At 68.4% G+C, this 21,904-nt stretch carries 20 protein-coding genes; 17 read left to right on the plus strand and 3 right to left on the minus strand.

Translation table 11 applies throughout. The features are described 5' to 3' along the window. Nucleotides 1-47: 47 nt before the first annotated feature. Nucleotides 48-809 (plus strand): alpha/beta hydrolase, encoded by a 762-nt coding sequence (locus WMC41_RS28045; protein ID WP_432349830.1) that lies wholly within the window; start codon nt 48-50, stop codon nt 807-809. A gap of 2 nt (nt 810-811) precedes the next feature. Here the strand turns inward: WMC41_RS28045 and WMC41_RS28050 are convergent, their stop codons facing one another. After that, entirely contained in the window at nt 812-1,651 is an 840-nt protein-coding gene (locus tag WMC41_RS28050; protein ID WP_432349758.1) for a sucrase ferredoxin, read from the minus strand. A 41-nt stretch (nt 1,652-1,692) separates the two neighbouring features. After that, nucleotides 1,693-2,637, minus strand: a complete 945-nt coding sequence (locus WMC41_RS28055; RefSeq protein ID WP_272808814.1) for a GntR family transcriptional regulator — start codon at nt 2,635-2,637, stop codon at nt 1,693-1,695. A 206-nt stretch (nt 2,638-2,843) separates the two neighbouring features. On the opposite strand from WMC41_RS28055, the gene WMC41_RS28060 reads away from it, so the two are divergent. Both WMC41_RS28060 and WMC41_RS28065 read left to right on the plus strand, forming a co-directional pair. Then, a complete protein-coding gene (locus tag WMC41_RS28060) occupies nt 2,844-3,416 on the plus strand; it encodes a hypothetical protein (protein WP_432349759.1) in 573 nt (190 codons plus the stop codon). 127 nt (nt 3,417-3,543) lie between these two features. After that, on the plus strand, nt 3,544-4,875 hold the full coding sequence (locus tag WMC41_RS28065) for an APC family permease (RefSeq protein WP_244769036.1): 1,332 nt from the start codon (nt 3,544-3,546) through the stop codon (nt 4,873-4,875). Here the strand turns inward: WMC41_RS28065 and WMC41_RS28070 are convergent, their stop codons facing one another. Then, nucleotides 4,876-5,649 carry a helix-turn-helix transcriptional regulator gene (locus WMC41_RS28070; RefSeq protein WP_432349760.1) on the minus strand — a complete coding sequence of 258 codons (774 nt, stop codon included), beginning with the start codon at nt 5,647-5,649 and terminating at the stop codon, nt 4,876-4,878. Nucleotides 5,650-5,848: 199 nt separating this feature from the next. Between WMC41_RS28070 and WMC41_RS28075 the strand changes: the two genes are divergently transcribed. The 14 genes from WMC41_RS28075 (at nt 5,849) to WMC41_RS28140 (ending at nt 21,872) form a co-directional block, all read left to right on the plus strand. Beyond that, nucleotides 5,849-7,300, plus strand: coding sequence for an amidase (locus tag WMC41_RS28075; RefSeq protein ID WP_288082416.1), 1,452 nt, complete (start codon nt 5,849-5,851; stop codon nt 7,298-7,300). A 220-nt stretch (nt 7,301-7,520) separates the two neighbouring features. Further along, nucleotides 7,521-8,630: a phytanoyl-CoA dioxygenase family protein gene (locus WMC41_RS28080; RefSeq protein WP_432349761.1), complete on the plus strand. Its 1,110-nt coding sequence runs from the start codon at nt 7,521-7,523 to the stop codon at nt 8,628-8,630. Nucleotides 8,631-8,700: 70 nt separating this feature from the next. After that, a complete protein-coding gene (locus tag WMC41_RS28085) occupies nt 8,701-9,645 on the plus strand; it encodes a sugar ABC transporter substrate-binding protein (protein ID WP_244769040.1) in 945 nt (314 codons plus the stop codon). A gap of 86 nt (nt 9,646-9,731) precedes the next feature. Continuing rightward, a complete protein-coding gene (locus WMC41_RS28090; RefSeq protein ID WP_244769041.1) occupies nt 9,732-10,853 on the plus strand; it encodes an ABC transporter permease in 1,122 nt (373 codons plus the stop codon). Beyond that, complete coding sequence (locus tag WMC41_RS28095) at nt 10,853-11,629, plus strand: ATP-binding cassette domain-containing protein (protein ID WP_432349762.1); 777 nt, start codon at nt 10,853-10,855, stop codon at nt 11,627-11,629. The genes WMC41_RS28090 and WMC41_RS28095 overlap by 1 nt, the downstream gene beginning before the upstream one ends. Before the next feature lie 135 nt (nt 11,630-11,764). Beyond that, nucleotides 11,765-12,886: a Gfo/Idh/MocA family protein gene (locus WMC41_RS28100; protein WP_432349763.1), complete on the plus strand. Its 1,122-nt coding sequence runs from the start codon at nt 11,765-11,767 to the stop codon at nt 12,884-12,886. A gap of 19 nt (nt 12,887-12,905) precedes the next feature. Beyond that, nucleotides 12,906-13,895, plus strand: coding sequence for a Gfo/Idh/MocA family protein (locus WMC41_RS28105; protein ID WP_432349764.1), 990 nt, complete (start codon nt 12,906-12,908; stop codon nt 13,893-13,895). A gap of 140 nt (nt 13,896-14,035) precedes the next feature. Next, nucleotides 14,036-15,472: an NAD-dependent succinate-semialdehyde dehydrogenase gene (locus tag WMC41_RS28110; RefSeq protein WP_432349765.1), complete on the plus strand. Its 1,437-nt coding sequence runs from the start codon at nt 14,036-14,038 to the stop codon at nt 15,470-15,472. 11 nt (nt 15,473-15,483) lie between these two features. Then, complete coding sequence (locus tag WMC41_RS28115; protein WP_244769046.1) at nt 15,484-16,299, plus strand: HpcH/HpaI aldolase family protein; 816 nt, start codon at nt 15,484-15,486, stop codon at nt 16,297-16,299. Next, entirely contained in the window at nt 16,300-17,289 is a 990-nt protein-coding gene (locus WMC41_RS28120) for an NAD(P)-dependent oxidoreductase (RefSeq protein WP_244769047.1), read from the plus strand. 2 nt (nt 17,290-17,291) lie between these two features. After that, nucleotides 17,292-18,800, plus strand: a complete 1,509-nt coding sequence (locus tag WMC41_RS28125) for a sugar ABC transporter ATP-binding protein (protein WP_432349766.1) — start codon at nt 17,292-17,294, stop codon at nt 18,798-18,800. A 5-nt stretch (nt 18,801-18,805) separates the two neighbouring features. Continuing rightward, nucleotides 18,806-19,813, plus strand: coding sequence for an ABC transporter permease (locus tag WMC41_RS28130; protein ID WP_432349831.1), 1,008 nt, complete (start codon nt 18,806-18,808; stop codon nt 19,811-19,813). A 30-nt stretch (nt 19,814-19,843) separates the two neighbouring features. Beyond that, on the plus strand, nt 19,844-20,791 hold the full coding sequence (locus WMC41_RS28135; RefSeq protein WP_432349767.1) for a substrate-binding domain-containing protein: 948 nt from the start codon (nt 19,844-19,846) through the stop codon (nt 20,789-20,791). Between the two features lie 169 nt (nt 20,792-20,960). Next, the gene (locus WMC41_RS28140) at nt 20,961-21,872 is read left to right on the plus strand and encodes a MurR/RpiR family transcriptional regulator (protein ID WP_244769051.1); all 912 of its coding nucleotides are present in this window, start codon (nt 20,961-20,963) and stop codon (nt 21,870-21,872) included. The last annotated feature ends 32 nt before the right edge of the window (nt 21,873-21,904 follow it).

Genomic DNA, 21,904 nt, shown 5'->3' on the forward strand with positions numbered 1-21,904 from the left:
CCCTCAACTTCTACCGGCGCGGGCGCACGCCGATCTTCGCCTCAAGGATGGACCAGCGCTTCTCCTGGTGCTGCTACATTCCGGACGGCTACGACCCCGCCGGCGACCGGGTGCATCCGCTCGCCGTGCTCGTGCATGGCAGCCTGCGTGATGCCGATATCCTGCGCGACGCGTTCATCGATTTCGCCGAGGCGCACCAATGCCTGCTCCTGGCGCCGCTCTTTCCCGCCGGCATCGACGATGCGGAGGACCTGCACAACTACAAGCACATCGCCTATCGCGGCATCCGCTACGACCTCATCGTGCTCGACATGGTCGAGGAGCTCGCCGGCCGCTACCGCGTGGCAAAGGAGAAGGTGCTGATGCACGGCTTTTCCGGCGGCGCGCAATTCGCCCATCGTTTCTTCTACCTCCATCCCAGCAGGCTGCGGGCCGTCTCGGTCGGCGCGCCGGGCACCGTCACGCTGCCGGACCAGCGCGACTGGTGGGTCGGCGTCAAGGGCATGGAGGAGATCTTCGGCCGGCCGCTCGACGTCGCGGCGATGCGGGACGTCGCCGTGCAGCTGGTCATCGGCGACCAGGACATCGAGACCTGGGACGTGACCGTCGGCCCGCAGTCGCCCTTCTGGATGGAGGGGATCAACGACAGCGGAGAGACGCGGGTGGACCGCCTGCGCAGCCTCGAGACGGGCCTTCGCTCCATCGGCGTGGATCTTCGCTTCGACACGGTGCCAGGCGTCAGCCATGACGGGACCGGCATCCAGGGGCCGGTAAAGGCGTTCTTCTCGCAGGTTCTCGCTGGCGCCTGACGCTATTCCCCATGCACGGCGGTGGCGACCCAGCGCAGAACCTGCGCCGGCGTCCCGCCGCCGATCGTTTCGCACCGCGTATTGACGGTGAAGCCGCGGTTCTCGAGGCGCACCCGTACGGCCCTTCCGGCGATGCTGGCGCGGTATTCCACCCGTCCGTCGCCGCCAGCCTCTCCCGACGCATCGCCGAGCAGGACGTTCCCGGAAAGCCCCTCCCTTGCCGCCCAGGTCAGGACCGCGTGTTCGGCGGCCTGCTCCGCCGCGCCGAGCGCCGGATCGCCGCGATAGGCCGGCAGGTACGGCACGCCGTCGCGCAGGCAGGCGAGGAAGTCCGCGACCTCGGCGGGGGCGAGCCGGCTGTAGCGGGCCCGCGCGGGCAGCACGACCAGCGAGGCGGCGAAGCGGCAGCCGCCGAGATGGGTGGATTGCAGGATGCGGAAGGTCGCCGGATCGGCGGCCTGCCGCAGCGCCTTCCAGGTGGCGAAGCCGTAGCGGGCGCAGCACGGGTCCTGCTTGCCGTCCGTGCAGCAGACCACGGTGATGCGCGGGTCGCGCTCGCCCTGCCAGGCGCCGCCTTCCGCGACGGTGCGCAGCAGCGCCGCCGCCGCCTCGGGCGTGGCGGTCCGGCAAACGAGGCCGTCATGGCTGAAGGCGATGTCGTCGCCGTCGACCAGCGCCACATGGATGCCCGCCGCATTGGCCTCGCGAATGGCACCCGCGAGCGCTTCCGGCATGAGATGGGAGGATGTCCGCGGGACGCGCCAGTGGCCGCGCGGCCAGTGCAGCAGGGCGTAGCGTCCTGCCGAGGGGCCGAGGCCGGCCGCCGGCTCGCCCCTTGCCATGCACAGATCGCGGCAGAAGGCCCGTGCTGGCATCGCGGCGCTCAATCCTCCAGCCGGGCGGGCTTGGCGTCCGCGCCGGCGGGCGACCGGCTGAGATGGCGAAACAGGATGGCGGAGGCGAGCTTGCGGTCGTCGGCCCTGATCGCCTCGAGGATCGCCAGATGGTCGCGCGCCGCCTTGCGCACCCCCGCTTCGCTGAGCTCGGCGAATTCCGCGTATTCGGTCATGCGGCGCAGGCTGTTCTGCCGGCGGATGGATTGCACGAGAAAGCGGTTGTTCGACCAGGAGACGACCGTTTCGTGGAACCGGGCATTGGCCTCGAACCAGGCCGCCCCGTCGATCGCGGCAAGCGGAGCGTTGAGAAGCGCCACCTGCTCGCGTTCCAGCATGTCCAGCGCCGCGAGGTCGGCGCGAAACGTATCCTCCATCACCGCGCCGCATTCGATGATGGTGCGGTAGGCGTAGCTCTCGTTCACCGCCTGGCGGTTGTCGAGGCATTCGGCGAAGCGCCAGCCGTGCCCGTCGCGCCGCTCGGCAAGCCCCTCGGCCGCCAGCCGCATCAGCGTGCGCCGCACGATGCCGCGCGACGTGTCGAAATGATCGATGAGCTCTGTCTCCGACGCCTCGCCGCCGATCAGGCCGTTGGCGCGCGCATGCATGATGCGCCGGTAGAGCGTGTCCACCTCCGAGGGCGGCACCAGCTCGTCCATCGTTTCCCCTTCCGCGGGCCGGCGGGCCAGGGTGAAGCCGCGGCTGTCCGTCTGGGCGATGATGCCCTTGTCCGCGAGGAACTGCAGGACCTGGCGCACCGGCGTGCGGGAAATGCCGAATTCGCGCGCCAGCGCGGCATCGGAAATCTTCTCGCCCGCCGACCACCGCCCGGCATGGATGATCGGCATGAGCTTGCGGGCCACCTCGACCTGCAGCGCGCTGAGGCCGCTGGTGTCCAGTCCTTGAGCTTGCGGAGCGACGGTTCGGGTGGCCAAGATGCGATCTCGATTGCGGTTTTTGAATTATGATCGCTCATAATACAAAAATAAGCCCCCGACAACTCGAAACCTGTTTTTCGCCCGGCCGTGTTCCATGATCAGGCGAGGCATCGCCTTGGCGTAAAAGCCCCGGGGCGTTGCCATCGCGTGCCATGCGCCTATGATCGCGACGCATTGCTTTTTCCAACGTCGATGTTGTCGCCGTGAATTGTATCGATTGCAGGCTGATCCATTACGCGAAGGCGTCCTCGCCCTTCAACGGCATCCACAGGCCCTTCGTCTACGTGGTCTATTCGGAATGCGTCGCGCGCGCGGCCTTCCGGCTCGACCCGCAGCTCTCCATCTTCAAGCTGGGCTTTTCCGGCGGCGGCCAAGACAGGTTTCGCTCGCTGATCGAAGGCTGGTCCTTCCGGAACGGCCGCACGCCTCCCTTGGGCAATTGCCGGCGCTGGGAGAGCCTCGGCATCTGGAAGATGCACACCGCCGAGGCGTTCGAGCGGAAATTCAAGGCCGTGGCGCAGGCACGGGGGCGGATCGTGCCGCCCCATGTCTACGGGTGGGACGAGAACAGCAGCCGGCTTGCGCAGCGAACCAACGGCGAGACCGAGATCTACTGGTTCAACGACACCGATTTTTCCAGCCTGCCCCTGTACCAGGACAAGGTCTGCACGGAGGAGCGCCGGTCCTTCGAGATGCTTGCGGAAATGTTCGGCGCGATAAGGGCCCGCAACGAGGCCTTCAAGGCGAAGATGTCGCGCCCGGACGCCTCCGGTTGAGCAGCCGGACGGAAGGGCCGGCCGGCGGCTGTCCCATGCACGGCTCGATGCCGCATAATACCCTGGGGTTATTGGCATCGCCGTCCTCTTCCCCGACCCTTCACGGCATCATCTGGAGGAGGGGAGCATGACACGAACGATCAAACTCGACCGGACGCTTGGCCTGTGGTCCGTGGTGCTGTTCGGGCTGGCCTACATGACGCCCATGATCGTGTTCGGCACGTTCGGCGCGCTGGCGTCGGCAAGCCAGGGCACGACGGCGATGGCCTATTTCATCGCGGCGCTCGCGATTTTCCTGACGGCGGCAAGCTACGGCATCATGGCGAAGGTCTATCCGGTTGCCGGGTCCGCCTATACCTATGCCCGCAGGTCGCTGAATTCCGGCGTCGGCTTCCTCGTCGGCTGGGCGGTGCTGCTCGATTACTTCTTCCTGCCGATGGTCATCTGGCTGATCGGCGCGGCCTATCTCGGCGCGGCCTTTCCGGCGGTGCCGGCCTGGCTGTGGATCGTCGGCTTCATCGTCCTGACCACGGCGGTGAACGTCGTCGGCATCGCCTTCGCCAACCGGGTCAATGTCGTGCTCATGCTGGTGCAGCTTTCGGTGCTGGTGGCGTTCGTCGCGCTCGCCGCCCGCTACGTCGTCGCCGTCAACGGGGCCGGCGGGCTCGCCTCGGTGCGGCCGTTCTTCGAGGCCGGGGTGCCGTTCGGCGCTTCCGTGGCGGGTGCGGCCATCGCGGCCTATTCGTTCCTCGGCTTCGACGCCGTCTCGACGCTGACGGAGGAAACGCGCGAACCGACGCGCACCATGCCGAAGGCGATCATGATCATCGCCGTCATCGGCGGCCTTCTCTTCACCGGGTCGGCCTATGTCACGCAGCTTGCCCATCCCGGCGGCGAATTCGCCTCGGTCGATTCCGCCGCCTCCGAAATCGCCCTGATGATCGGCGGCGACCTCTTCGTGACGGTGTTCCTCGCCACGCTCGTGGTGGCGCAGTTTACCTCCGGGCTTGCCGCGCAGGCGAGCGTCGGCCGGCTGCTCTTCGCCATGGGCCGCGACGGCGTGCTGCCGGCCGGCATCTTCGGCAAGCTGCACGAGAAGTGGCGCACGCCCGTCCTCAACCTCGTCGTCGTCGGCATTGTCGGCCTCCTGGCGCTGACGCTCGACGTGACGACCTCGACGTCCTTCATCAATTTCGGCGCGTTCCTCGCCTTCACCGCGGTCAATGTCTCGGTGATCGCGCTCTATCTGCGGGGCAATGCGGTCGTCAGGCCGCTCGGCCCGCTTCTCGGGCTCGCCGTTCCGGCCGCGGGCGCGGTCTGCGACCTCTTCCTGCTCTGGAACCTCGACGGGCACGCCAAGCTGCTCGGCGTCATCTGGCTGGCGGCGGGAGTCGTCTACCTTGCCTATCTGACGCGCTTCTTCCAGCTTGCGCCGCCGGAGGTGGAGTTCGCCGAATGATCAGCGCCTGCTGAGAAACAGATGGAACAGTTCCGCCTGGCTGGAAATGGTGAGCTTGGCATAGGCCTGGCGGCGATGGACCTTCACGGTATTGGGCGAGACGCCGAGCGTCGCGGCGATGGAATAGGTGGAGTGACCCTTGAGGATGAGGGTCACGATCTCCAGCTCCCGCTTGGAAAGCAGCGGATGGCTGATAGTCGCGGCGGCCGCCTCGCTGCCGCTCGACGGGGTGAACCGGGCATGCCAGTGCCGCTCGGCAAGCGCCCGGACCAGCGGCGCGGCGCTTTCGAGGCGGACGATATCGCGGCGGGAGAAGGCCGGGACCGCCCCGATGCGCGAAAGCGACAGCACCGCATCGACATCGCGGAGCTTCAGGATGAAGCCGACCTCGTCGAGGATGCCCGTCGCCTGGTAGTGGCGGCGGTAGTATTCCGTCTCGGCAAACCGGTCGGGCGCCAGCCGCCGCATCACCAAAAGGCCTTCGGGCGGCAGGGTGCGCACGGCGTCGTAGAACGGGTCGAGGATATAGGCGCCGGCAAGGTAATGGTCGACGATGGTGGTGCGGTCGCCGACGATCCGCGCATTGTCGAGGTCGAAGGCCTTGCCGCCCGGCGCATAGGCAAAGCCGTTCATCATCTGGAAGGGAACGAGATGGCGGAGCGCGCGTTCCAGCGCGGCGGGAAAGCCGTCCTCCCCGATGAGCGACACGGCCTCGGCAAGCCCCGCATGCCAAAGGTCGATGGAGGCGCCTGCCGCGCCCGATCCTGCCGCCACGTTCCCGCCCCTCCTTCTTTCCGCAAGACCCGGAGCGTTTCCGCTTTTCCCCGAGCCGGGAAAACGCTCCACCCCTGTTTCTCCGCAATTCCGCTTCGCGCTCGTGCCGGAATTGCCCCAGCTTTTTGTTTTGCCGCATTATCCGGCGCCGAAGCGATCCCGCGTCGGCTGGAAATGCTCTAGCACGGAGTCCGTGACCATGCAGACAGTTTCTCGCGCCGTCGCGCCGGCCCATCCGCTCGACCTGCCCGCCACGGCGATCGCCGCCGGCATCCGCGCCGGTGAATTCTCGGCCGAGGCGGTCGTCGCCGAATCGCTCCGGCGCGCGCGCATCGTCGGCGAGGCGCTGAATGCCTTCACGCTGCTGCGCGAGGAGGCCGCGCTTGCGGCGGCGCGGGAGGCCGACCGCCGCGCCGCGGGCGGAGGCGCCGCGCCCGCGCTCCTGGGCGTGCCCTTCGCCGCCAAGGACCTGACGCCGACGAAGGATGACCTGACGACGCTCGGCTCCTGGACGCGAAACGACTGGACGCCGGCGCAAAGCGCCCTGTGCATCCGGCGGCTGGAGGCCGCGGGGGCGATCCTTATCGGCAAGACGACGACGCCGGAATTCGCCCATTCGAGCTTCACGGCAAGCCCGCGCTGGGGCATCACGCGCAATCCCTGGAATGCGGCGCGCACCAGCGGCGGCTCGTCGGGCGGCTCGGCGGTCGCGGTCGCGGCCGGCGTCGTGCCCTTCGCGGAGGGCACGGACATGGGCGGTTCGGTGCGCATCCCCGCCGCCTTCACCGGCATTGTCGGCCTGAAGCCCAGCCTCGGGCGCATTCCCATGACGATCCTGCCCAGCGTCTTCGACAACATCTCCCATTTCGGCCCGCTGGCCCGCACCGTGGAGGATGCCGCCGCCTTCATGGCCGCGGCCGCCGGCCCGGATGACGAGGACATCTCCTCGCTGCCTCTCCCCTTCTCGGCGGAAAAGGCACGGACGGGCTCCCTTGCGGGCCGGCGCTTCGCGCTGTCCCTCGACCTCGGTTACTACGGCGTCGACGCACCGGTGGAGGCCGCCATTCTTGCAGCGGCCGATGCGCTTCGTGCCGCCGGCGCCGTCGTCGAGCCCGTGGAGATCGGCTGGACGCGGGCCGTCAACGACCGGTGGTACGACCTGTGGTGCGTGTTCATGGCCGCCTTCTTCGGCGAGGCGCTCGCGGCCCATCGCGGGCGCATGGATCCGCTCGTCGTCGCGCTGATCGAGCGGGGGCTGACGATGAACGCCACCGCCTACAAGAAGGTGGAGCTGCTCCGAACGGAGATGTGGCGCGACCTCGCCGCCATCCTCTCGCGCTACGACGCCCTGCTTTGCCCGACCTGCGCCATCACCGCGCCCCCGGCCGGGGCCGACGACAACGACTACGTCGCCGACCTGCCGGACGGCCGCTTCAGGGGCCTGGACATGACCTGTCCGTTCAACCTGCTGCCGCAATGCCCGGCGCTGTCGGTTCCCGCCGGGCTGGCGGGCGACGGCCTGCCCGTCGGCCTGCAGGTCGTCGGCCGGCGTTATGCCGACGAGGCGGTCCTTGCGGCGGGCGGGGCGATCGTGGCCGCGCTTCGCGCGGCGGGCCTCACCGTCGGGCGGCCGGCGGAATGGTCCTGGTAGCCACCGCCTTCGGCTGGTCGCCGGCGCGAGGACCCGCCTTCGCGACGGAACCGGCCCAGCCGTATTGACACCGGCAAATTTTCACAATTAATATTGCAGTCAATTGATGGCTGCAATTTTTGATCTGCGCTTGCGGTTCGCCGTGCCCGGGGAGGGGCGGGGCGAGAGCGACGGCGGCTGCCGTCAGGCCGGCTTTCAGACATCGGACAGGAGGATTTCGATGAACGATATTGCAACGGTGATCGACCTCGCGCAATTCCGGCGCCAGGTGGAGACCGAGACGACCATGGCGATGTGCCCGACGGCGATCGCCATCGAGAAGAACATCCCCATCTATGACGGCGCATCGGTCGATGACGGCATCGGCCCGGAATGGGCCTCGGTCATCGGCGAGGGGCCGGGCGTCTTCGTCGTCAAGCGCGCCTTCACCGATCCGGGCGCCATCGACGCGGCAAGCGAGGTCTTCCGCGCGATCATCGCCGACGAGCGGGCGGCGGGCACGGCGGCAGGCGACCATTTCGCCAAGGCGGGCGCCAACGACCGCATCTGGAACTCGCTGCAGAAGCTCTGCCTGCGCGATCCCGCCGTCTATGCCCGCTACATGGCCAATCCGGTGATCGACATCGCCTGCCGCGCCTGGCTCGGCCCGGGCTACCAGATCGCCACCCAGATCAACCAGGTCCGCCCCGGCGGCAAGGCGCAGGCGCCGCACCGCGACTATCACCTCGGCTTCATGAAGCCCGAGCAGATGGCGCAATATCCGAGCCATATCCACGCCACCGGCCCGACGCTCATCCTGCAGGGCGGCGTCGCACATTGCGACATGCCGGTGGAAAGCGGCACGACGAAGCTCCTGCCCCATTCGCAGCGCTACCTGCCGGGCTATGTCGCCGCCACGCGGCCGGAGTTCCGGGATTATTTCGAGGAGAACTGCGTCCAGCTTCCGCTCGAAAAGGGCGACGCGATCTTCTTCTCCCCCGCGCTGTTCCACGCGGCCGGCGAGAACCGCACGGCGGATGTCGTGCGCATGGTCAACCTCATCCAGACGGCCTCGGCCTTCGCCCGCCACATGGAAAGCCTCGACCGCACCGCGATGGTCCGCGCGGTCTATCCGCATCTGGCGGCGCTGTCGCCGGCCGGGCGGCGGGCGGTGATCGCCGCGACGGCGGACGGCTATCCGTTCCCGACCAATCTCGACACCGATCCGCCGCTCGGCGGCCTTGCGCCGGAAAGCCAGCAGGATCTCGTCGCCCGGGCCGTCGAGGAGGGCTGGGACCAGGCGCGCCTCGACGCGGCCCTTGTCGCGCAGGGCGCCAAGCGCGCGGCCTGACGCATGGAGTTACCCGCAAAGGCTTCGGGCGGGGAGCGAACAGGAAGCCAACTTCGGGAGGACGTTAAGCATGAAGAAAATCCTGCAATCCCTGGCCCTCGGTGCGCTGCTGGCGACGACGGCGCTTGCCGGTGCTGCCCATGCGGATGGCGAGAAATTCGTCTGGATCAGCCACGGCCCGGACAGCGACAGTTGGTTCAACGTCATCAAGAACGCGATCAAGGTGACGAACGAGCAGATGGGCGTGACGACCGAGTACCGCAACCCGCCGACCGGCGACCTTGCCGACATGGCGCGCATCGTCCAGCAGAGCTCGGCCGCCGGCGTCGACGGCATCATCGTCACCATCGCCGATTTCAACGTGCTGGAAGGGCCGATCAAGGATGCCGTCGCCAAGGGCATTCCGGTCGTCACCGTCAACTCCGGCACGGTGGAGGAGAGCGAGAAGCTCGGCGCGCTGATGCATGTCGGCCAGCCGGAATATGAAGCGGGCCTCGGCGCCGGCAAGCGCGCGAAGGAGGCCGGCATCAAGAGCTTCCTGTGCGTCAACCACTACATCACCAACCCGGCCTCGGTGGAGCGTTGCCGCGGCTTTGCCGAGGGCATCGGCGTCGAGCTCGGCAACCAGATGGTCGATTCCGGCATCGACCCGTCGGAAGTGCAGAACAAGGTGAAGGCCTATCTCACCGCCAATCCCGATACCGGCGCCATCCTGACGCTCGGCCCCAACTCGGCCGAACCGTCGATCCGCGCGGTCAAGGAGATGGGCCTCGACGGCGACATCTATTTCGGCACCTTCGACCTCTCGGCGGAGATCTCCGCCGCCATCAAGGACGGCACGATCAACTTCGCGATCGACCAGCAGCCGTTCCTGCAGGGCTCGATCCCGATCCAGGTGCTGACGAGCTATGTACGCTACGGCGTCGCCCCGGCCAATTCCATCTTCACCGGCCCGGGCTTCGTGACGAAGGACAATATCGCGCTGGTCGAGTCCCTGGCGGGCCAGTACCGTTGATCTGACGGTTTTCGCAGGCGCGGGCGGGCAGCCGCCCGCGCCCCGGTCTTTCGAGGCCCGGTCTTTCGAGGGAGGAGAATGCATTCATGACGGACGTCATTCCAGACGCGCTGAAGGACGAGCGCATCAAGCCCGTCTCGCCGCTCCGGCGCGCGCTGATCCGCCCCGAGCTCGGCGGCATCTGCGGCACCATCTTGGTCTTCCTGCTCTTTGCGGTGGTCGCCGGCGACAGCGGCATGTTCGCCGCCGAGGGCGTGATGAACTGGACGGTGGTGTCGGCCCAGTTCATGGTCATCGCGGTCGGCGCCTGCCTCTTGATGATCGCCGGCGAGTTCGACCTCTCCACCGGCTCGATGATCGGCTTTTCCGGCGTCATGATGGCGATCCTGTCGGTGCATATCGGCGTGCCGCTGTGGCTCGCCATCATCGCGACCTTCGTCTTCTGCATCCTTGTCGGCGGCGTCAACGGCTGGCTGGTCATCCGCACGGGCCTGCCGTCCTTCATCGTCACGCTCGCCTTCCTCTACATCCTGCGCGGCCTGACGATCTGGGGCTCGATCTACTTCACCCGCCAGACGATCATCGGCGGCGTCGCGGAAAAGGCGGCCAGCGACTGGCTGGCGCCGCTCTTCGGCGGCAAGATCCTCGGCGGCCTGTTCACCTGGATGGGCGAGATGGGCTGGATCGCCACCTTCACCCGCGGCAACCGCGCCGGCCAGCCGGTCATCGACGGCATTCCCATGCTCGTCGTCTGGGCGATCGTGCTCGTCGTCTTCGGCCATTGGCTGCTGACCCGCACCAAGTTCGGCAACTGGATCTTCGCGGCCGGCGGCGATGCGCTCGCCGCGCGTTATGTCGGCGTGCCGGTCAACCGGGTGAAGATCCTGATGTTCATGTTCTCCGCCTTCTGCGCCTGCGTCTTCGCCACCTGCCAGGTGATGGAGTTCGGCTCGGCGGCGGCCGACCGGGGCCTGCTCAAGGAGTTCGAGGCGATCATCTGCGTCGTCATCGGCGGGGCGCTGCTCACCGGCGGCTACGGCTCGGTGATCGGCGCGGCGCTCGGGGCGGTCATCTTCGGCGTGGTGCAGCAGGGCCTGTTCTTCGCCAATGCGGAAAGCTCGCTCTTCCGGGTGTTCCTCGGCGTCATCCTTCTGACCGCCGTGATCATGAACACCTACATCCGCCGCATCATCACGGGAGAACGCTGATGTCCGCCATCGTGGAGATGAGAAACATCACCAAGCATTTCGGCCATGTCATCGCGCTGGCCGGCGTCTCCTTCGACATAAGGCCGGGCGAGTGCCACTGCCTGCTCGGCGACAACGGCGCGGGCAAGTCCACCTTCATCAAGATCATGTCCGGCGTCTACAAGCCGAGCGGCGGCGAGGTGCTGGTGGAGGGCGTGCCGACGCTCTTCCAGAGCCCGCGCGATGCCATGACGGCCGGCATCGCCACCGTCTACCAGGACCTCGCGATGATCCCGCTGATGAGCGTCAGCCGCAATTTCTGGATGGGCCGCGAACCGGAGCGCGGCGTCTGGCCGTTCAAGACCTTCGACACCGGCAAGGCCGACGAGATCACCGTCGCCGAGATGCGCAAGATGGGCATCAACCTGCGCGGCCCCGACCAGGCGGTGGGCACGCTCTCGGGCGGCGAGCGCCAGACGGTCGCCATCGCGCGCGCGGTCTATTTCGGCGCCAAGGTGCTGATCCTCGACGAGCCGACCTCCGCGCTCGGCGTGCGCCAGACGGCGAACGTGCTCAGCACCATCGACCGGGTGCGCAAGCAGGGCATCGGCGTCGTCTTCATCACCCACAATGTGCGCCACGCGCTCGCCGTCGGCGACCGGTTCACGGTGCTGAACCGCGGCCAGACGCTGGGCACGGCCGAGCGCGGCACGGTGGATGCGGCGACCCTGCAGGACATGATGGCGGGCGGGCAGGAGCTGGCGCTGCTGGAAGCCTCGCTCGGCGGCACGATCTGACAAGACCATGCGCCGGGGCGTCGCCAGCGCCCCGGCAGCGGACCGAACATTCACAGTGCAATGATTCTGCAAGAAATGTTGCAGAAATGGCGCCTGCGGAAAACCCCGTGCGCCATCATCCGGGGAACAGAGAGAATGAAGAAGACGCTTCGCCTTGGCCTCATCGGGTCGGGTTTCATGGGCAAGACGCATGTCTTCGGCTTTGCGGCCGCCGCGCGGGTCTTCGACCTGCCCTACGAGGTGGAGCCGGCCGCTCTTGCCGATGTGACCCTGGCACAGGCGGAGGCCGCCCGCGCGGCGCTCGGCTTCCGGCGCGCCACGGACGACTGGCGCAGCCTGGTGGCGGATCCGGAAATCGACATTGTCGACATCACCGCTCCCAATGCCCTGCACAAGGAAATGGCGCTCGCCGCCATCGCCGCGGGCAAGCATGTCTACTGCGAAAAGCCGCTCGCCCCGCTGGCGGGCGATGCCCGGGAAATGGCCGAGGCGGCGGAAAGGGCGGGCGTGCGCACGCAGGTCGGCTTCAACTATCTCTGCAATCCGATGCTGAGCCTTGCCCGGGAGATGATCGCGGGCGGGGAGCTCGGCGAGATCCGCGGCTATCGCGGCCTGCATGCCGAGGACTACATGGCCGATGCCGCCGCGCCCTTCACCTTCCGCCACGATCCGGCCGGCGGCGGGGCGCTGGCCGATCTCGGCAGCCACGCGCTGGCGACCGCCGAATTCCTGCTCGGCCCGATCGTGAAGGTGATGGGCGATTGCGTGACGATGATCGCCAGCCGCCCGGACGGCAAGGGCGGCATGCGCACCGTCGAGACGGACGATGTCGGCCGCGCCTTCCTGCGCTTTGCGAACGGCGCCACCGGCTCCATCGAGGGCAACTGGATCGCCACCGGCCGCAAGATGCAGCACGATTTCGAGGTCTACGGCACGAGGGGGGCGCTCGCCTTCTCGCAGGAGCGCTTCAACGAGCTGCATTTCTACTCCACGGACGACCGGAAGGGCCGGCAGGGTTTCCGCCGCATCGAGGCGGGGCCGGATCACGTGCCCTATGGCCGCTTCTGCGTCGCGCCCGGCCACCAGCTCGGCTTCAATGACCTGAAGGCGATCGAGGTCGCCGGCTACCTGGAGGCGATTGCCGGCCTCAGGCCCGAGCCGTTCAATTTCCGCGCCGGCCTGCGCATCCAGACGCTGGTGGAGACGATCCACGCATCCGCGCGCGCCGGGCAATGGCGTGCCGTGGACGGCGGCTGAAACGAAGGAGGAGGGAACGATGAGGACGGTTGGAGTGGGCGTCATCGGCGCGGGCGTGATGGGGGCGGAGCATGCCCGCATCCTTGCCGGCGATGTCGTGGGCGCGCATCTCGTCGCCGTGGCGGACGCCGACCTGTCGCGGGCCGAGGCGGCCGCGCAGGGCGCGCGGGCCACGACGGACGCGCTGGCGCTGATCGCCGATCCCGCGGTCGAGGCGGTCCTCGTCGCCTCGCCCGACGCCACGCATCACCGGCTGGTGCTGGCGGCGATTGCGGCGGGCAAGCCGGTCCTGTGCGAAAAGCCGCTCGCCGCGAGCACCGCCGAATGCCTGGAGATCGTCGCGGCCGAACGGCGCGCGGGCCGGCAATTGGTGCAGACCGGCTTCATGCGCCGCTTCGATCCGGCCTACCGGGAGATGAAGGCGGCGCTCGACAGCAAGGCGCTCGGCGCCCTGCGCATCCTGCATTGCCAGCACCGCAACGCTGCGGCGCCCGCCTGGTTCACCGGCGCCATGGCGATCACCAATTCGCTGGTGCACGAGATCGATGTCTGCCGCTGGCTGCTCTCGACGGAATACAGTGCCGTGACCGTCATTCCCTGCCCGTCGGAGGCCGGGGGCAGCGGCGATCCCGCCCTGTTCGTCTTCGAGACGGAGGCCGGCAGCCTCGTGTCCGTCGAGGTCTTCATGAATGCCGCCTACGGCTATCACGTCCATGCCGAAGCCGTCTGCGCGGGCGGCACGGTCGGCATGGCGCATCCGGCGCTCACCCGCACGCGGCGTGACGGCGCGGAGGAAGGCGCCTTTCCGGCAAACTGGGTTCCCCGCTTCCGCGATGCCTATCGCCTGCAGAACCAGGCCTGGATCGGTGGCATCCGCAGCGCAAAGCCATCCGCCGACGCCTCGACGGCCTGGGACGGCCTCGTCGCCACCTGCCTTGCCGACCAGATCGTCGAGGCGATGGCGACGCGCCGGCGCACGCCGCTCGTGCTGCCGGAGCGGCCGCACTGAACCGCGCATGAAACGGGTGTCCGCACCAAATATTGCGGATTGTTCTTGACTTGCAATAAAAATTGCTTTCTTTCTGGTTCTGGAATTATGCTTGCGGACGCGGCCCCTTCGGGCGGCGCCCCCCGCATGGAGGAGACAGCATGTACGGCTCATACGGTTTGTTCATCGACGGTGCCTGGTCGGGGCCGGCGCAGGGCGCTTCGACCGAGATCACCGATCCCGGCAACGGTGCGGTTCTCGGCAGCGTGCCGGCGGCGGGCGTGGAGGATACGGAGCGCGCGATCTCCGTCGCGGAGCGGGCCTTCCGCGGCTGGAAGGCGACGCCCGCCTGGGCGCGGGCCGACCTGCTGCACAAGGTCGCCGACGTCATGGCCGCCCGCGCGGCGGAAGCCGCCCGCCGGATCACGCTGGAGACCGGCAAGCCGCTCGCCCAGTCCGGGCGCGAATGGGGCCTCGCCGTCGACCAGTTCCGCTGGTACGCCGAGGAGGCGCGCCGCATCTACGGCCGCATCGTCGAGAGCCGCGCGCCGGGCGGCCGGCTGGAAGTGAGCCATGAGCCCGTCGGTGTCGTCGCCGCCTTCACCGCCTGGAATTTCCCGGCGGCGCTGATCGCCCGCAAGGTCGCCCCGGCGCTTGCCGCCGGCTGCGCCGTCATCGTCCGCCCCTCCGTCGAGGTGCCGGGCGTCGCGATGATCCTCTTCGATTGCCTGCGCGAGGCCGGCATTCCCGCGGGCGTCGCCAATCTCCTGATCGGCCCCACCGCCGCCACCTACAGGCCCATCATGGCCGCGGCCGCCGTGCGCAAGGTCTCGCTCACCGGCTCCACCCGCGTCGGCCAGCAGATGATCCGCGACAGCGCCGAGACGGTGAAGCGCGTCAGCATGGAGCTGGGCGGCAATGCGCCGATGATCGTCTTCGACGACGCCGATCTCGACAAGGCGCTCGATCTCGCCGTGCCGACGAAATACGCCAATGCCGGCCAGGTCTGCGTCACGCCCGACCGCTTCTACGTGCACGAGGCGCTGCACGACCGTTTCGCCGAGGGCTTTGCCGCCCGCGCCCGGGCGCTGAAGCTCGGCCACGGCCTCGACGAGGCGACGCAGATGGGGCCGCTGATCAACCAGCGCCGCATCGCCGCCGTCGAGGAGATCGTCGCGGATGCGCGCGACCGCGGCGGCAGGATCCTTGCCGGCGGGCGGCGCCCGGCGGAGACGAATGCCGGCTTCTTCTTCGAGCCCACCGTCATCACCGGCCTGCCGGACGATGCGAAGGCGATCGCGGAGGAGAATTTCGGCCCCGTCGCCGCCATCACGCCCTTCGCCGCGGCCGACGAGGTCTTCGACCGCGCCAACGCCTCGGAGATGGGCCTTTCCGCCTATGTCTTCACCCACGATGCCGGCCGCGCCCGCGAGGCGGCGGCGCGGCTTGAGGCCGGCATGGTCGGCGTCAACAGCTTTGCCCTGGCCGCGGCCGAGGCGCCCTTCGGCGGCATCAAGGCGAGCGGCATGGGTCGCGAAGGCGGCACCGAGGGCATCCTCGACTATTCCAACGTCAAGCTCGCGCAGATGACGGTCTGAGGGAGGCATGCATGATCAGGAACGGTGTCAGGCAGCGCTGGGCGGAAGGCAGGCCGGTGCTCAACGGCTGGCTCTCCATCGCCAATTCCTTCAGCGCGGAGATCATGGCCGCGCAGGGCTACGATTCCCTCACCATCGACCTGCAGCACGGCATCGTCGGTTATGACGGCGCGGTGCCGATGCTGCAGGCCATGCGGGCAAGCGGCGTGACGCCGCTGGTGCGCGTGCCCTGGCTCGATCCGGCCGATATCATGAAGGCGCTGGATGCCGGCGCCTACGGCGTCATCTGCCCGATGATCAACACCCGCGCCGAGGCCGAGCGCCTCGTCTCCTATGTGCGCTATCCGCCCGCCGGCGTGCGCAGCTTCGGCCCGAGCCGGGCCCTGTTTTCCGCCGGCCCCGGTTATGCCGCCGAGGCCGACGACGAGATCATCTGCCTTGCCATGATCGAGACCGCGCAGGCCTACGAGAACCTCGAGGATATCCTCGCCACGCCCGGCCTCGACGGCGTCTATATCGGCCCGGCCGACCTGACGCTCGGCCTGCAGGGCAAGCGCTACGCGCCCGGTTTCGACCGCCGCGAGCCCGAGATGATCGAGGCGATCAGGACGATCCTCCATGCCGCCCACCGGGCCGGCAAGCGGGCGGCGCTGCACAACGGCACGGCCGACTATGCCGCCGAGGCGGTCGGCTGGGGCTTCGATCTCGTGACCGTCTCCAACGACGTGCGCCTGCTCGCCGGCGCCGCCGAGGCGAGCGTCCGGGCCTTCCGTGAGCGCGTGCAGCAGGTCGCCCCCGCCGACACGATCGACACGGGAGGATACTGAATGCCGAGGATCCTGGTGGCCGGCAAGATCCACGCGGACGGCCTTGCCGTGCTCGAATCCGCGCCCGGCATGGTGATCGACTATGTCGAGGAGGTCTCCGCGGCAAGCTACGAGCCCTTCCTGGCGGCGGCCGATGCGCTGCTCATCCGCACCCAGCCGCTCCCCGCGGCCTTCATCGCCGGGGCGCGGCACCTCAAGATCGTCTCGCGCCACGGCGTCGGCTATGATTCCGTCGATGTCGCGGCGCTGAACGGCCGCGGCATCCCGCTTGCCGTGGTCGGCGACGTGAATTCCCGCGCGGTGGCCGAGCACGCCGTCATGCTGATGCTCTCGGCCGCGCGGCGCACCGTGCTCTTCGACCGCAGGATGCGGCAGGGCGACTGGAACTATCGCAACAGCCTCGATGCCGACGAGCTCGACGGGCGCACGCTGCTGATCGTCGGCTTCGGGCGCATCGGCCGGCGGCTGGCGCAGATCGGCGCGGCGCTCGGCATGACGGTGCTCGCCTATGACAAGTACCAGGATGCCGCCGGGATCGCGGCGGCCGGCGTCGTCCCGGTCGGCGACCTGATGGACGGGCTGCGCCGCGCCGACGTCGTGTCGCTGCACGTGCCGAAATCCGGTGCCGAGCCGCTGATCGGCGCGGCGGAGCTGGCGGCGATGAAGCGCTCGGCCATTCTCGTCAACACGGCGCGCGGCGGCCTGATCGACGAGAAGGCGCTGCTGGCGGCGCTGGAGGAGGGGCGGCTTTCGGCGGCGGGGCTCGACGTGCTCGATTGCGAGCCGCCGGCCGGCGACGACCCGATGCTCGCCTGCGAGCGGGTGGTGCTCTCCCCGCACAATGCCGGGCTCACCGAGGCCTGCGCGCGGCGCATGGCGATCGCCGCGGCGGCCAACATCCTCGATTTCTTCAAGGGCACGCTCGACCCGGCGCTCGTCGTCAACCGCGCGGAGATCGCCGCGCACCGTCCCGCGACGATCGGGGCCTGATCATGGCGCTCCTGACCTTTCGCGACATCGCCAAAGCCTACGGCACCGTGCCGGTGCTGAAGGGCATCGACCTCGTGGTCGAACCCGGCGAGGTCCTCGCCCTTGTCGGGGAGAACGGCGCCGGCAAGTCGACCCTCATGCGCATCGCCGCCGGCCTTGCGCCGCCCTCCTCGGGCACGATGCTGCTGGACGGAGCGCCCGCGCCGGCAAGCCTCCATGCCGCCGAGCGGGCGGGCATCGTCATGGTGCACCAGGAATTCTGCCTCGCCCCGCATCTCACGGTGGCGGAGAACGTCTTCCTCGGCCGCGAGATCACCCGCGGCCTCTTCACCGACCGCAAGGCGATGGAGACGCGGGCGCGCGACCTTCTCGCCGAGCTCGGCTCGGCGGCGCCGGTGCGCGCGCGGCTTCGCGACCTTCCCGTTTCCGACTGGCAGATGATCGAGCTTGCCAAGGCCTTCGCCCGCCAGCCGAAGCTCATCCTCATGGACGAGCCGACCGCCGTGCTCTCGGCGACCGAGGCCGGCAACCTCTTTGCGCGCATGCGCGCCTTCCGCGCGGCGGGCGGCGCGGTGATCTTCACTTCGCACCGCCTCGACGAGGTGAAGGCGATCGCCGACCGGGTCGCGGTGCTGCGCGACGGCCAGATCGTGCGCGTCGAACGGGCGCATGACATCTCCGAGGACGCGATGGCCGAGGCGATGGTCGGCCGGCCGCTGGCCGAGATCTATCCGCCCCGCCGCGGCGCGGCCGCGCGCAAGCCGCTCCTCAGCGTGGCCGGCCTCACGGCGCCCGGCGCGGTGGAAGAGGCGACGCTGGAAATCCGCGAAGGCGAGGTGCTCGGCATTTCCGGCCTCGTCGGCTCCGGCCGCACCGAGCTCTTCGAGGCGCTGTTCGGCCTGCGCCCGGCGAAATGCGCCTCCTTCGTGCTGCGCGGGGAAAAACGCCGGCTGCCGGCGGCGCGCGAGGCCTGGGGGCTGAAGCTCGCCTACCTGACGGAGGATCGCAAGGGCAAGGGCCTGCTGCTCGGCAAGCCGCTGGCGGAAAACGTCGCCCTGACCAGCGGCGCGATCGCCGGCGCGGCCTGGATCGACCGGCGGGCCGAGCGGCGCGGTCTGGAAGCGGCCGTCGGGCGCTACGACATCCGCACCGGCCGGCTCGACGTTACCGCGGGCGCGCTCAGCGGCGGCAACCAGCAGAAGGTGCTGATCGCCAAGACGCTCGGGGTGGAGCCGGACCTCGTCGTCTTCGACGAGCCGACGCGCGGCGTCGATATCGGCGCCAAGCAGCAGATCTACGACATCATCGCGGGGCTCGCCGCCGCGGGCAAGGCGATCGTCGTCATCTCCTCGGAGATGCAGGAGATCGTCGGCCTTTCCGACCGGGTGCTCGTCATGCGGCGCGGCCGCATCGCCGGCGAGCTTTCGGGCGAGGGCATCACCGAGACCGACATCATCCGATTTGCCATGGGCCTCGAAGAGAAGGGCCCGCAGGAGGAGGCAAGCCATTGACCGACATCACCGCCACGTCCGCCGGCAGCGCAGCCGCGTCGCCGGGCCGCACCCTCGTCGGCCTGTTCGGGGCCGCCGGCCCGCTCATCGCGCTCATCCTCCTGATGCTGGTCGGCGCGCTGATGAGCGACAGCTTCCTCGGCGCGGAGAACCTTTCCAACGTCTTCACCCGCAGCGCCATCATCGGCATCATCGCGGTCGGCGCCACCTTCGTCATCACGGCCGGCGGGCTCGACCTGTCGGTCGGCTCGCTCTCGGCGCTCGTCGCCGGCATGACGATCATGTTCATGAATTCGGCCGCCGCCACGCTCGGCGACGGCTGGCAGCTCGTCGCCGCCGGCATCCTCTTCTCGCTGGCCATCGGCGCCTTCGCGGGCTTCATCAACGGCTTCATGATCGTGCGCGGCCGCGTCGAGGCCTTCATCGTCACGCTCGGCGCCATGGGCATCTTCCGCTCGGTCATCACCTGGCTTGCCGACGGCGGCTCCATCTCGCTCGATTTCTCGCTGCGCGATGCGGCGCGGCCGATCTATTACGGCCAGGTCCTCGGCATCGCCGTGCCGATCATCGTGCTCGCCGTCATCGCCGTCATCGGCGAGCTGACGCTGCGCCGCATGCGCTTCGGCCGCCATGTCGCCGCCATCGGCTCGAACCGGCACGTCGCCTTCTATTCGGCGATCCCGGTCAGCCGCGTGCGCATCCTCACCTATGTCATCCAGGGCCTCTGCGTCGCCGTCGCCACCGTCATCTACGTGCCGCGGCTCGGCGCCGCCACGCCCTCCACCGGCCTCATGTGGGAGCTGGAGGCGATCGCCGCCGTCATCATCGGCGGCACGGCGCTCAGCGGCGGCTTCGGCCGCATCTGGGGCACCATCGTCGGCGTGCTGATCCTCGGCTTCATCAGCAACATCCTCAACCTCACCGGCTTCGTCAGCCCCTATCTCAACGGCGCCTTCCAGGGGGCGATCATCATCATCGCCGTGCTCCTGCAGCGCGACCGGGCGCAGGGCTGACGCTTCATTTCACAACAGGGAGACAAGTGAATGTTCCATCGACTGAAATCCATGCTCGCCGCAGGTGCGGTGGCCGTTGCCGCCTTCGCGGCGCCCGCCCTTGCCGCCGACGCCGTCATCGGCGTCTCGATCCCGGCGGCGACGCACGGCTGGACGGGCGGCCTCAACTACCACACCAAGCGCACGATCGACCGGATGAAGGAAGCCTTCCCGAACATCGACTTCGTGCTGGCGACCTCGTCGAGCGCCACGCAGCAGGTCAACGACATCGAGGACCTGATGGCGCGCAACATCAACGCGCTCGTCGTTCTGCCCTTCGAATCCGACCCGCTGACCGAGCCGGTCAAGGCCGCCAAGGCCAAGGGCGTGTTCATCGCCACCGTCGACCGCGGCCTTGCGGAAGAGGGCATCGAGGACCTCTATGTCGGCGGCGACAACCCGCAATACGGCACGGCGGCCGCCGAATACTTCAAGAAGAAGTTCCCGGACGGCGGCAAGATCGTCGTGATGCGCGGCATCCCGACGGCGATCGACAATATCCGCATCGACGCCTTCAACGCGGCGCTGAAGGATACGAAGATCGACGTGCTCGACATGCAATATGCCAACTGGAACCCGGACAAGGGCTTCGAGGTGATGCAGGACTACCTGCAGCGCTTCCCTGAGATCGACGGCGTGTGGGCCGGTGACGACGACGCGGCGCTCGGCGCCATCGAGGCGATCAAGCAGGCCGACCGCAAGAACGTCACGGTGCTCGGCGGTTCGGGCATGAACAAGGTCATCAAGCTTGTCATGGACGGCCACGACATGGTCGATGCCGACATCTTCTACCCGCCGACGCTGATCATCCCGGCGATCGAGCTCGTCACGATGAAATACGCGACGCAGGCCCCGATCAACGGCCGTTACGTGCTCGGCAGCCCGCTGATCACCAAGGACAATGCCGCGGAATACTACTTCCCGGACGCGCCCTACTGACAAGCAGGCCCGGAGCACGCCTCCCGGCCTCCCGCCATGCCTCCGGGCATGGCGGGATGCGCCGTTTCCGGGCGAGCGTTGCAGACTTCGGTTTTATGCAATAGTGCAAATATGGACCGGCACCGGCTCATCCCGGGTCCGAGACAGTACCATCCGGGGAGTAGGCCGTATGCCGAGGGTAAAGCAGTCCGATCAGCCGCCACCGAAGACGGCGAACTACGAGACCTTCGTCAACATCGTCACCGAGGCCTATCCGAACCTGTCCGACCGCTTCCAGCAGGTCGCCCGCTTCATCACGCAGAACCCGAATGTCGTGGCGATGCAGTCGATCAACGCGATCGCCGAACAGTGCGGCGCGCATCCCTCCATCCTCGTGCGCTTCGCCCAGCATTTCGGCTTTTCCGGCTTCAAGCAGCTCCAGTCGGTGTTCCAGAGCCGCCTGTCGACGGCCGCGCCCGGCTACCGCGAGCGCATCAGCGCGCTCGACGTCGACCTGGAAAAGACCAAGCGCAAGGGCAATCTCGGCTTCCTGCACGATCTCGTCGTGCGCGACATCGCCACCCTGCAGGAGCTCCTGAACACCACGACGGAGGAGAGCCTGTCGCAGGCGGCGCGCGCGCTGAAGAACGCCAACACGATCTTCATCGCCGGCCAGCTGCGCTCCGAGCCGATCGCCAAGTTCCTGCGCTACGTGCTGTCCATGCTGCAGTGCCGGGTCATCCTGCTCGACCCCGCCGGCGGCCTTGCGCCCGAGATGGCCAAGGTGATGGGCAAGAAGGACGTGCTGGTCGCCATCGCCTTCCGCCACTATGCCAAGGAGGTGGTGACGATCGCCGATGTCGCGGCCGAGACCGGCACGCCCATCGTTGCGATCACCGACAGCCAGCTCTCGCCGCTCGCCAAGAACGCGGCCGTGCTCTTCACCATCCCGGAAGACGAATATTCCTTCTCGCGCTCGCTCGCCGCGCCGATGTGCCTGACGCAGACCATCGCCGTTGCGCTCGCCGCCCTCCTGCAGGAGGACAAGAAGGGTTCGCCCGAGATCCCGACGGTCACGGGCAGGCAGCGGCGCAAGGGCTAAGGCGGGACGCAGGTCGAAATACCGCATAGCGG

It is taken from the genome of Shinella yambaruensis (assembly GCF_050859155.1).
GTDB lineage: Bacteria > Pseudomonadota > Alphaproteobacteria > Rhizobiales > Rhizobiaceae > Shinella > Shinella yambaruensis.

What these genes read in the sequence shown, in the direction of transcription:
- WMC41_RS28090 (WP_244769041.1), top strand. Translation starts at nt 9,732, where the DNA reads ATGACGGACGTCATTCCAGACGCGCTGAAGGACGAGCGCATCAAGCCC.
- WMC41_RS28075 (WP_288082416.1), top strand. Translation starts at nt 5,849, where the DNA reads ATGCAGACAGTTTCTCGCGCCGTCGCGCCGGCCCATCCGCTCGACCTG.
- WMC41_RS28085 (WP_244769040.1), top strand. Translation starts at nt 8,701, where the DNA reads ATGAAGAAAATCCTGCAATCCCTGGCCCTCGGTGCGCTGCTGGCGACG.
- WMC41_RS28080 (WP_432349761.1), top strand. Translation starts at nt 7,521, where the DNA reads ATGAACGATATTGCAACGGTGATCGACCTCGCGCAATTCCGGCGCCAG.
- WMC41_RS28110 (WP_432349765.1), top strand. Translation starts at nt 14,036, where the DNA reads ATGTACGGCTCATACGGTTTGTTCATCGACGGTGCCTGGTCGGGGCCG.
- WMC41_RS28050 (WP_432349758.1), bottom strand. Translation starts at nt 1,651, where the DNA reads ATGGCAAGGGGCGAGCCGGCGGCCGGCCTCGGCCCCTCGGCAGGACGC.
- WMC41_RS28135 (WP_432349767.1), top strand. Translation starts at nt 19,844, where the DNA reads ATGTTCCATCGACTGAAATCCATGCTCGCCGCAGGTGCGGTGGCCGTT.
- WMC41_RS28115 (WP_244769046.1), top strand. Translation starts at nt 15,484, where the DNA reads ATGATCAGGAACGGTGTCAGGCAGCGCTGGGCGGAAGGCAGGCCGGTG.
- WMC41_RS28140 (WP_244769051.1), top strand. Translation starts at nt 20,961, where the DNA reads ATGCCGAGGGTAAAGCAGTCCGATCAGCCGCCACCGAAGACGGCGAAC.
- WMC41_RS28105 (WP_432349764.1), top strand. Translation starts at nt 12,906, where the DNA reads ATGAGGACGGTTGGAGTGGGCGTCATCGGCGCGGGCGTGATGGGGGCG.
- WMC41_RS28125 (WP_432349766.1), top strand. Translation starts at nt 17,292, where the DNA reads ATGGCGCTCCTGACCTTTCGCGACATCGCCAAAGCCTACGGCACCGTG.
- WMC41_RS28045 (WP_432349830.1), top strand. Translation starts at nt 48, where the DNA reads ATGGACCAGCGCTTCTCCTGGTGCTGCTACATTCCGGACGGCTACGAC.
- WMC41_RS28100 (WP_432349763.1), top strand. Translation starts at nt 11,765, where the DNA reads ATGAAGAAGACGCTTCGCCTTGGCCTCATCGGGTCGGGTTTCATGGGC.
- WMC41_RS28065 (WP_244769036.1), top strand. Translation starts at nt 3,544, where the DNA reads ATGACACGAACGATCAAACTCGACCGGACGCTTGGCCTGTGGTCCGTG.
- WMC41_RS28120 (WP_244769047.1), top strand. Translation starts at nt 16,300, where the DNA reads ATGCCGAGGATCCTGGTGGCCGGCAAGATCCACGCGGACGGCCTTGCC.
- WMC41_RS28095 (WP_432349762.1), top strand. Translation starts at nt 10,853, where the DNA reads ATGTCCGCCATCGTGGAGATGAGAAACATCACCAAGCATTTCGGCCAT.